A 10,845-nucleotide genomic window follows, 5' to 3' on the forward strand; every position below is an offset into this window, starting at 1 on the left:
GTCCAGCGGGAGCAACAGGTGTGACAGGTTCAACAGGAGCAACAGGTCCAACAGGAGCGACAGGTTTAACGGGCGTGACAGGAGCAACAGGAGCAACAGGTCCAACAGGTTTAACAGGAGCAACTGGTCCAAATGTACTTTCTGATGGCTTCTCAGCGTTTTTACCAGCGCTTAATACAGCAACTACAACTCAGTTAACGGGGTGGAGTGTGACAAGCCCATTCTTCAATGGAACAACATTTAATCCAGCAACTGGTAATTTCACTGTCCCAGCAACTGGACGATATACTTTTGAAGCAACAATTAGTTACTCTACAACTGCAACATTAACAGTATCACTTGGAGCAGGGGTAAATCCTTCATTTGTGTTCCGTAGAATAACACCTACAACAGCTGATTTGTTAAGTGGATTAATACCAATCTTAGATGTAAACGTTGCACTAGTCCTAAATCTACGAGCTATTCTTGGTGATGGAACAGTCACAATCGTTAGCGACTTACAATTAACTGCGGGAGATGTGATTGGTCTCTTCTATGAGGCTGACGGATTAACTATACCGCTTACTCTAGGTGGAAACAATTCATCAGGCATCAGTTGGTCAGTTCACCGTATTGTTTAACTACCACACTTAGAGATGTTCAGTTTATCTTAAGATAGCGACTTCCTCATTAATTATTCAATAGTTATCTATTCGAATAGTTAATGAGGTTTTTTTATTAATTTTAGTATTGAATTTGTACTGACCAAATAATCTGCATTTGAATATGTTAATTAATGTATGTGATTTAGAAAATTGAGAGGCAAAAATTGAATGAGTGAGATTTTAAGAAGGTGTTTACAATGAAAACTAGTATTATTATATTAACTTATAATCAACTCGAAGTATCGAAAAAGTGCTTTGATAGCCTTGCAAAGTATACAAAAGAAGATGAAGTTGAAATTATTGTTGTTGATAATGGATCGACAGATGGAACACGAGAATATTTAAAAAGTAAACCTTCCTTTATTACAATCTTAAATGAGATAAATATGGGGTTTGCTAAAGGATGTAATCAAGGAATTGAAGTCGCAACAGGAGATAGTCTGTTATTTTTAAATAATGACACGATTGTTACAGAAAATTGGTTAGATGCAATGCTCAAACTTTTATACAGTAATGAAAAAATTGGAATGGTTGGACCAGTAAGTAATTATGTGAGCGGTTTGCAGAGAATCAATGTTGATTATCAAAACGATCAGGAAATTAATGAATTTTCATTAAAGTATTGTGCAAACGTAAAAGGTATGTCTAAGCAAGTGCTGCGATTAGTAGGTTTTTGTTTATTAGTAAGACGGGAATTAATAGAAAAATTAATCGGATTTGATGAAAGGTTTAAGCTTGGTTCGTTTGAAGATGATGATATTTGTTTAAGAACTATTTTAGAAGGATATGAGTTGCATATTGCATTAGATTCATTTGTTCATCATTACGGACATATGACATTTAATGGAAATAGTGATATAAACATAACACATTTATATATAGAAAACAGAATGAAATATATTCAAAAATGGGGAGATAATTTAATTGATATAGGGTATCCAAAAAATGAGATTATTGCTTTGGTACCTGCTGGTGTTAAAAACATATTAGAGCTTGGTTGTACAGCTGGAGCAACAGGATTAGAAATAAAAAATCTATATGGATGCGACTTATATGGTACAGAAGCTGATGCAGAATTGTCCTCAATTGCATTGCAATTTTATAATAGGGTGGATTCAATCGCTATTAATGAAGTGCCAGATAGCTATCCTGAAGAGTTTTTTGATCTAGTAATAATTGATAATATTATGAATCAAGTTGAAGATCCTTGGAATTATATAAAAGAAATCACTAAACTATTAAAACCAAAGGGCTCAATTATTTGTAGAGTCCCGAATGTCTCACATGGAGAAGTGCTCTTTCAATTACTACAAGGTCAATGGAACTATATTCACGCTGGGATCCTAAAAAAAGATCAGATTAGATTTTTTACACCGTTAACAATAAATACACTATTCCCACCTGAACAATTTGAAATGATTTCGAAACAGAATGAAAATATAAATGTTGATGTAAATATTAAGTTGTTTTTTGAAGAGGTTGTCCACTTAGCTCATAGTTTTGGGTTTAATCTTAATCAATTAACTACTAATCTTGAAATATATTATATGTTAATGTTAATCAGGAAAAAATGATAAAAAGCAGCTGAGTTAACTTCAGCTGCCTTTATTTATGAGTGTTGAAAAATACTCGCGATTTGAAAGAATACTTGGATGAGTTGGATAAAATTGATAAGCTAATTCATTATGATGGTTTGCAAGGAAATACTCACCGATTCTGTCATAGCAAACAGCTAATTGTAAATGTGGAAGCCAAGAAGTGCACGATGGATTGTGATTAATTAATTTTTCGTTTACTTTGTTTTGTGTTGCTTCCTTGTACCAATAAATTGCTGAATCCATTTTATTTTTTTCCATAAATAAATAGGCTAATCTGCAACAAGTTTCAGGATGAGTATTACCGTGTTTAAGTGCTCTTAATAGCCAAGTAGTTTCTAGTTCACTCAGATTGAGCTCATGATAACAATTAGCTATATAGTTACAAGCGAGTATATTATGTTCTTCAAATTGTTGGTTTGATCTTAAAAACTGTAAGAAATACTTAATTGATTGATCATACTGAGCATTTGAACTTAGCTCTTTTGCATAATAAAACAAATCCATAGAAGTAAAAATGATTTTATTATTTAACATTTGTTCATACATTTGAAGATTTTTTTGAGTACTTTGAGTTAGAGGTAGATCAGTAATGACGAGTTTAGTAAGTTGTACAGATTCAGGAGTATATTCATTTGTTGAATTCATCGTTTGAGTATTTGAATCTAATCTTTTAAATACTCTACTAATCTTTTGTCTATTTTTTTCATCCCATCCAACTTGATAATTGACAACTATATTATAAATCTCATTTCGTAGTGACTGTTTTAAATGGATGAGATTTAAACGATCATTTTCAAGCAAAACTTCGCTAGGATTTAGTAAAAGAATATAGTCTTTAGTAGCCAGTGATTTTGAGAAATTTAATGCAGCTACTTCATCGTCATCTTCAAAAAGATGAATCTGGTCAGTGAATTTTCTTGCGATTTCATTTGTTCGATCGTTTGACATCATATCAACAATGATAATTTCGTCAACTATATTCGTAACAGAATTAAGACATCTTTCAATTATAGCTTCGTTGTTTTGTACAACCATACATAAGCTAACTGTAATCAAATTATCACCCTTTTCTATTTCATTTGGATAAATTTATAACTATAGAATAAGCTTGAATCATTAATCCTACATACTAACAGCAATAGGCCATTCATTTAACGATATATAGTCCTTCATTCGTCTCATTAGTTAGTAGTGAAATAATATCCAAATAAAGCTATTCGTAAAGGAGTAAGAGGAAGAATGAATTTTAGTGGTGTTTTATTTATTTTTAAAGTAAGTGCGGAAATATTCTTGATTGTGTAAAACAGAAGGATTATTAGGAACGTAGTTTGCAGCAATATCATTATGTTTTTTAGCGGTCTCTTGATCTCCTAATCGACTATAGCAGAGGCATAATTGTAGGTTTGGTAACCAAGTGTAACATGCTTGGTTTATAAAAGGACTAGTTGTTGGTACATCAACAAGAGTAGCAAGCTTATACCATGTAATTGCGCGTGTAAAATCATTTTGTTGAAGATACATAAATCCTAATCGACAGCAGTTTTCTCCTCGTGGCCCATCATAAGAAAAAGATCTTAGACAACTATTTATCGCTTTTTCCAATTCTTCTATAAACAGATAGCTGTCTGCCATTTTTCCACAAGCCTGAATATTATCCTCGTACCAACCTTTTCCTTCAGATAGAAACAATTCATACCATTCAATTGCCTTTTCATATAGCTGATGATCAACGCATTCATTTGCATAATAGTATTTGTCACGAGGACTTAAATCTTTACCTGAAGCAATTGCATTTTCATATATTTTTAGGTTTCGGTCAGAGTATTCTTTGTCTTTATGGTGAATGATTGCAGCATCTGACTGAATAATTTCTCCATAAACTTCTAAATATTCATGCACGAATCCAACCCATTTAAATTTTCTTTCACGCTTAACGATTCGATTTCGTACAGAACTAAAACTTGGATTTCCGTTTTCATCAAATGAAAGATGATATTTCATTCCAACAGCATCGACATTTTTAGTCAGTGTTTTTTTTAATTTAAGTAATTTTTTTGCATTTTCTTCATTAACAATATCATCTGCATCAAGCCACATTATATAGTCCTTCGTAGCTTTTGAAAAAGCAAAATTTCTAGCTGCTGAAAAATCATTTATCCAAGTAAAATCATAAATTAAATTTGTAAATTTTTTAGCAATTTCTTTTGTTTTATCTGTCGAACCTGTATCAATAATTATGATTTCGTCTACTATAGTAGATACAGAAGATAAACATCTTGAAAGCACAGCTTCTTCATTTTTTACAATCATACAAAGGCTTAACGTTATTGGTTTTTTATTCATGAATTCCACCTCAATTTCTATGTTATTAAGGTTGTCAACAAAAGGTGCCATTCATCGAGTTCAAAAATAAGATTAATATTGAAATTCTAGAATGAATATGGTTAAATGATAAAAATGAATATTGAAAATTTTTAGATGAAGAGAGTAATCTTATTTTTATTCTTTAAGCGAGTTAGGGATGGTGAAAGCCTAATAGACGAATAAGATGAAACGCACTTCGGAAAAGCGGTCTGAAATAGTAGTAGGACTTTGCCGGGGAAGACCTCGTTAACAAATTTTAAAGTTGGTTCAATATCTTTGAACAATTAGAGTGGTACCGCGGATTATTTAAACCCGTCTCTTATGATAGAGACGGGTTTTTTATTTTGAGAGAGGATTGATAAAAATGAATTATGTAAATTTGTACAGTGAACAAATCGAAAAAGCTTTAAATGGAGCATTAACCATAACTGAAATCAACGCACTTATTGAAAAACCTAATTATGCAGATCAAGGTGATTTGGCATTTCCTTGTTTCCAATTAGCAAAGGCATTAAGAAAATCTCCTGTAATGATCGCCAATGAAGTTGCACCTTTGATTAAGCACGAGCTTATTGAAAAGGTTGAAGCGAACGGTCCGTATGTAAACTGTTTTTTAAATAAAAAACTAGTAAGTAAACAAGTAATTGATTTAGTTCTCAGTCAAGGTAAGGAATATGGCAACCAAGTAGATGGAAATGAGAAAACAGTTGCGATTGATTGTTCCTCTCCTAATATTGCAAAGCCATTTTCAATGGGGCATTTACGCTCTACAATGATTGGAAATTCGATTGCTAAAATTGCAGAAAAAAATGGCTATAAAGCAGTAAAAATTAATCACCTTGGAGACTGGGGAACACAGTTTGGAAAATTGATCGTAGCTTATAAACAGTGGGGTAATCAAGACGCTGTAAAAGAGAATCCAATTAAAGAGCTTTTAAAATTATATATTAAGTTTCATGAAGAAGTTGAAAAAGAGCCTCAACTTGAGGAAGATGCTAGAAGCTGGTTTAAGCAATTAGAAGAGAAAAACGAAGAAGCATTACATTTATGGAAATGGTTCCGTGAAGAATCACTTAAAGAATTTATGTTAGTATACGATTTATTAGGTGTTAATTTTGATAACTTTAACGGAGAAGCATTCTACAATGATAAAATGGACCGAATAATTGATCTTCTAGAACAGAAAAATCTATTGGTCGAATCAGAAGGTGCCGATGTTGTTGAATTAACTGAAAAAGATTTACCACCATGCTTAATTAGAAAATCTGACGGAGCAACTTTATATGCTACACGTGACTTAGCTGCAGCACTTTATCGTAAAGAAACTTACGATTTCGATAAGGCTGTCTATGTAGTTGGTGGAGAACAAGCGCTACATTTTGAGCAAGTATTTACAGTTTTGAACAAAATGGGGTACGAATGGTCTGAAGATATGGTTCATGTACCATTTGGCTTAATCCTACAAAATGGTAAAAAAATGTCTACACGAAAAGGGAAAATTGTTCTATTAGAAGAGGTAATTGAGGAAGCAATTAGTTTAGCAAGTCAAAATATTGCAGATAAAAATCCTACATTAAAAAATAAAGAAGAAGTTGCAAAAATGGTCGGTGTCGGTGCAATCATTTTCCAAGATTTAAAAAATGATCGTATGAATAACATCGAATTCTCACTTGAACAGATGTTAAAATTTGAAGGGGAAACTGGACCTTACGTACAGTATTCAATTGCTAGAACAAATTCAATTTTAGAAAAAGCAATATCGTATGATGTAAGTAAACAAGAGGGACTTGACGATTCTTATAGTTGGGATATCATCAAACAGATTCTTGAATTTCCAAATAAAGTTTCACGTAGCTTTGAACAATTTGAACCGTCGGTAATTGCAAAATATACAATTGACTTAGCTCAAAGCTTTAATAAATATTATGGAAATACACATATACTAACTAATGATGATCAACTTGAAAGTAGATTGGCATTAATAAAAGTTGTTTCCGTTATATTAGAAGAAGGATTAAGATTATTAGGCATTCGTGCTCCAAAAGAAATGTAATAAAAACAGGTATTGAAGAAATTATCCTTCAATACCTGTTTTCTTTTTTGATCTGAACTTAAACACAGTCTTTCCAAACTTTACTACATATAAATACTTATGGAAATATGTGGGAAGTATTTAACAAACTCGCGATCATAAAAACAAAGTGTAAGAAAATAGTTAAAAAACGAAAAGGTTATTGAAAATGATTATCATTTACATTTATAATGAATATAAAGATTATTTAGAAACTAAGGAGAATAACGTTCAATGTCGATATTAGATTTTATTAAAAATAGAAGAACAATTAGAGATACAAAAAAAGATCCAATTAATACGGAAGTTTTGATGGAGTTACTTGAAGCAGCATCTTATGCTCCTTTCCATAGTAAAGAAGAGCCTTGGCAATTCATTATGATTTCAGAGCAAAAGGAAAGAGAATATTATGCTTCGAAAATTGTAGATAGCTATGAAAGAATGGAATTAACTGAAACATACACAGTTGAGAAAATTAAAAAATCGACTGAATTTTTCAAGTCATATATTATAGATACACCAATGCATTTAATCATAACGACAGATCACTCAGACAATGAAAAGAGGAATTTAGAAGCAATTGGAGCAACTTGTGCGTTTGTTCAAAATTTACAATTAGCGGCTTGGGAAAAGAATATTGGAATGGTATGGCGAACTAATCCTTATATTTTTGATAAGCAATTTTATAAAGAGATGGAGATTCCAGAAAATCGAAAAATATTAGGTGCTCTTCATATTGGATATATAAATACAATGCCAAAGGGTACAAAGAAAAGAAAACATCCTCGTGAGTGGACTACTCAGCTTAGTCAAAAAATTTCACTTTAGGATATAAATTCGAAATAAAAAAGAGTCCGAAAATTATTTCGGGCTCTTTCTTTATCTAAATTAAAATACTTTAGTAGTCCAGTTTTCACCATTCCATACATCCGTAACTAAACCTTCATAGAATTCAGGCTCGTGACAGATTACTAAAATGCTTCCTTTGTACTCTTTTAATGCACGTTTTAGTTCTTCTTTTGCGTCTACATCTAAATGGTTTGTAGGCTCATCGAGTACAAGTAAGTTTGTTTCTTGATTAATTAGCTTACATAAACGAACTTTTGCTTTTTCCCCACCACTTAATACAGCAACTTTACTTTCAATATGCTTAGTTGTTAATCCGCATTTTGCAAGTGCAGAACGTACTTCATATTGTGTCATAGAAGGGAATTCGTCCCAAACTTCATCAATACAAGATTTATTATGATCACCTTTAACTTCTTGTTCAAAATATCCAATGTGAAGGAATTCGCCTCGTTCAACTTCACCGGAAATTGGTTTAATATCGCCTAGTAAACTACGCATTAACGTCGTTTTACCAATACCATTTGCCCCAACTAAAGCAATTTTTTGACCACGTTCCATACGTAGATTTAATGGTTGAGATAGAGGCTCGTCATAACCAATCACTAAATCTTTTGCTTCAAATATTAATTTACCTGAAGTACGGGCCGGTTTAAACTGGAATTCAGGTTTTGGCTTTTCACGTGCAAGCTCAATTACGTCCATTTTATCAAGTTTCTTTTGACGTGACATTGCCATATTACGTGTAGAAACACGAGCTTTATTACGGGCAACGAAATCCTTCAGTTCAGAGATTTCTTGTTGTTGACGTTTATATGCTGATTCTAATTGTGATTTTTTCATCTCATGAATTGCTCTGAAATTATCATAATCACCGACATAGCGGTTTAATTCTTGATTTTCCATATGATAAATTAAGTTAATAACACTATTTAAAAATGGTATATCATGCGAAATTAAAATAAATGCATTTTCATACTCTTGTAAATAACGTTTTAACCATTCAATATGTTGCTCATCTAAATAGTTAGTAGGCTCATCTAGTAATAGGATGTCTGGTTTTTCTAAAAGAAGTTTTGATAGAAGAACCTTTGAACGTTGACCACCAGATAGTTCAGTTACATCACGATCAAGTCCGATATCTTCTAATCCTAGACCACGACCAATTTCTTCAACTTTAGCATCAATAATATAGAAATCATTATTTGTTAAAGTATCTTGAAGAACTCCCACATCTTCAAGCATTTTTTCCATTTCTTCTGGAGTTGCATCTCCCATTTTCATGTATAACTCATTAATTTCATTTTCCATATCAAACATATATTGGAACGCACTTTTTAATACGTCGCGAATTGACATTCCTGGTTGTAAAACAGCATGTTGGTCTAAATAACCTACACGTACTTTTTTAGACCACTCAACCTTACCCTCATCTGGCTGTAATTTTCCAGTAACGATATTCATGAAAGTTGATTTACCTTCACCATTCGCACCAATCAGCCCGATATGTTCTCCTTTTAATAAACGGAATGATACATCGTTAAAAATCGCACGATCACCGAAACCATGACTTAAGTTTTTTACAGTTAAAATACTCATTGATCGACACCTTTTCTATATTTTCATTTTTATATAATTATGTTCTTTTTAGAACGGAATTTAAACAGTCACCATCTAATTATAGTCTGCAACGGGTAGAGTGTTCAATGATAAAATTAAAATAGCAAAAAAGGGAAAAAACGGAAAAACAGGGAATACAGTGATAGTAAGAATTTTAGGAGTATGAGATTAAGGAGGATAATTTTGATTGAAAAAAATATTTTTAGTATTAGCCATATTTGTTTTTTTGGTTAGTTGTAATCGGGAAGTAATAAGTAACCATTCAACTGCAAGTGGAAATAATGTTGTTGAATCGTATAAGATGACTAATTATGAGAAAAACGTAGTCAAGAGAATAGGGGAAAATCCTGATCAAATTGCATTATATAAATTGAAATTTGGAAATGTTAATCAGTTAAAAGAGATTAAAATGAAAGTGAAAGTGTATGAAGATGGAAAACTAACTCAGACAATTTTAGATTCAGGCATGTTTATCTCTAAAAAGGATATAGGAAAAACATTTTATCTTTCATTTAAACGAAAACTTCAATTAGATACAAAACGAAATTATGAATGGAATACTACTATTTCAACAGGCGCTAAAAATAATAGTACGGTTCAAACGGTATACAAGCAGCCTCATGAGACAAATATTTCAACAATTGGGACCATATTTAAGAAACAAGAAATCAAAAAGGATAAGGAAATTATTCTTGGAGCATTTGTAGATGCAGTTGACAAGATGGAAACGGTCGAAGTTTTTCCTGACATTCAGGATAATGAAAGACTATTTGAAAATAAATATGTATACTTATTATGTCTAGAAGTGAAATAGATAAATGGGTGATAAAATGGAAAAGGAAACAGCTATTCATTTCCTTTAGTATTGATATTCCATACACAGACCCAATGAGGAGGAGTAATATATGTTTGGTAAAGTTGCTGCAGATATGCTTGGTTTAAGTGATGTTGGTAGTGTTATTGAACCGAAGAATTATGACAAGGTTGATTCTGACGATTATGTAATGCATGAAGATAATGAAAAAATTTATTTTTTAATAAAATCTAAATCAGATGAGTACTGCTTTACAAATAAGGCTTTAATCCATTTAGATGGTACGAGTGCAATTAGTAAGAAGCGTACGCTACACCGTTACAATTATCACACACATAAAATTTCACACGTAGTGCTTGAAACTGCTGGTACAATTGATTTAGATGTTGAAATTAAGTTTCATATAGGTGGTAAAGAGTTCTCAATTGATGTTCATAAAAAACATATTGAAGCACTAAAGGATTTATATAAAGCTTTACTAACAATCGCCGAGATTAGCCATGAAAATGAAAAAGCACTTGGATATGCTAAGGAAAGTATTGAAATTGCTTCTACAACATTAGGTCGTGTTACTACAGCTGAGAATAGTTTAGTAAATAGTTTCAAACAAATTAACGAAGCTGCTTTTGAATGGTTAATGAATTCTAGAGAGCAATATAAAGTTAAAGATTTCGGATACGTATTTGAGAAGTATATTAATAACTAATTTAGTAAATAGAGGTCTCGTAAGTCATTGTACTTATGGGACTTCTTTTTTTGTGGGGTGTTTTCCGTTTGAGTAGAGAAATACGAACAAAATTTGAACAATGTTCATAAACCTGTGAACTTTATTCATAAAGTAGTGTTTTTTGTGTATAAATTGCTTAAATTTTAAGTTAGTCTAAAAAG

General features: G+C 31.9%; 9 protein-coding genes and 1 other annotated feature. Of the genes, 6 read left to right on the forward strand and 3 right to left on the reverse strand.

Features of this window, described 5'->3' with window-relative positions; genetic code table 11:
- On the forward strand, positions 1-620 hold a 620-nt coding region (locus tag CN601_RS27230), incomplete at its 5' end, for a collagen-like triple helix repeat-containing protein (RefSeq protein WP_218923247.1).
- A gap of 221 nt (positions 621-841) precedes the next feature.
- Positions 842-2,218, forward strand: a complete 1,377-nt coding sequence (locus CN601_RS18675; RefSeq protein ID WP_098171912.1) for a glycosyltransferase — start codon at positions 842-844, stop codon at positions 2,216-2,218.
- Between the two features lie 21 nt (positions 2,219-2,239).
- On the opposite strand, the gene CN601_RS18680 is transcribed toward CN601_RS18675, so the two are convergent.
- Positions 2,240-3,298, reverse strand: a complete 1,059-nt coding sequence (locus CN601_RS18680; protein WP_098171913.1) for a glycosyltransferase — start codon at positions 3,296-3,298, stop codon at positions 2,240-2,242.
- Positions 3,299-3,499: 201 nt separating this feature from the next.
- Positions 3,500-4,585, reverse strand: a complete 1,086-nt coding sequence (locus CN601_RS18685) for a tetratricopeptide repeat-containing glycosyltransferase family 2 protein (protein WP_257131743.1) — start codon at positions 4,583-4,585, stop codon at positions 3,500-3,502.
- Positions 4,586-4,708: 123 nt separating this feature from the next.
- Positions 4,709-4,929 (forward strand) — a binding site (T-box leader).
- 41 nt (positions 4,930-4,970) lie between these two features.
- Here CN601_RS18685 and argS point away from each other — a divergent pair.
- The gene (argS, locus tag CN601_RS18690; protein WP_098171914.1) at positions 4,971-6,659 is read left to right on the forward strand and encodes an arginine--tRNA ligase; all 1,689 of its coding nucleotides are present in this window, start codon (positions 4,971-4,973) and stop codon (positions 6,657-6,659) included.
- Positions 6,660-6,911: 252 nt separating this feature from the next.
- Positions 6,912-7,505 carry a nitroreductase family protein gene (locus tag CN601_RS18695; RefSeq protein WP_098171915.1) on the forward strand — a complete coding sequence of 198 codons (594 nt, stop codon included), beginning with the start codon at positions 6,912-6,914 and terminating at the stop codon, positions 7,503-7,505.
- A 60-nt stretch (positions 7,506-7,565) separates the two neighbouring features.
- Here the strand turns inward: CN601_RS18695 and CN601_RS18700 are convergent, their stop codons facing one another.
- A complete protein-coding gene (locus CN601_RS18700) occupies positions 7,566-9,122 on the reverse strand; it encodes an ABC-F family ATP-binding cassette domain-containing protein (protein WP_098120727.1) in 1,557 nt (518 codons plus the stop codon).
- Positions 9,123-9,330: 208 nt separating this feature from the next.
- Here CN601_RS18700 and CN601_RS18705 point away from each other — a divergent pair, with 208 nt between their 5' ends.
- A complete protein-coding gene (locus CN601_RS18705; protein WP_098171916.1) occupies positions 9,331-9,957 on the forward strand; it encodes a hypothetical protein in 627 nt (208 codons plus the stop codon).
- Between the two features lie 91 nt (positions 9,958-10,048).
- Positions 10,049-10,663 carry a PH domain-containing protein gene (locus CN601_RS18710; protein ID WP_098120725.1) on the forward strand — a complete coding sequence of 205 codons (615 nt, stop codon included), beginning with the start codon at positions 10,049-10,051 and terminating at the stop codon, positions 10,661-10,663.
- The last annotated feature ends 182 nt before the right edge of the window (positions 10,664-10,845 follow it).

This window comes from Bacillus sp. AFS017336, assembly GCF_002555445.1.
Taxonomy (GTDB): domain Bacteria; phylum Bacillota; class Bacilli; order Bacillales; family Bacillaceae_G; genus Gottfriedia.

Coding starts and splice junctions, on each gene's coding strand:
- CN601_RS18700 (WP_098120727.1), bottom strand. CDS start 9,122: ATGAGTATTTTAACTGTAAAAAACTTAAGTCATGGTTTCGGTGATCGT.
- CN601_RS18675 (WP_098171912.1), top strand. CDS start 842: ATGAAAACTAGTATTATTATATTAACTTATAATCAACTCGAAGTATCG.
- CN601_RS18710 (WP_098120725.1), top strand. CDS start 10,049: ATGTTTGGTAAAGTTGCTGCAGATATGCTTGGTTTAAGTGATGTTGGT.
- CN601_RS18685 (WP_257131743.1), bottom strand. CDS start 4,585: ATGAATAAAAAACCAATAACGTTAAGCCTTTGTATGATTGTAAAAAAT.
- CN601_RS18695 (WP_098171915.1), top strand. CDS start 6,912: ATGTCGATATTAGATTTTATTAAAAATAGAAGAACAATTAGAGATACA.
- argS (WP_098171914.1), top strand. CDS start 4,971: ATGAATTATGTAAATTTGTACAGTGAACAAATCGAAAAAGCTTTAAAT.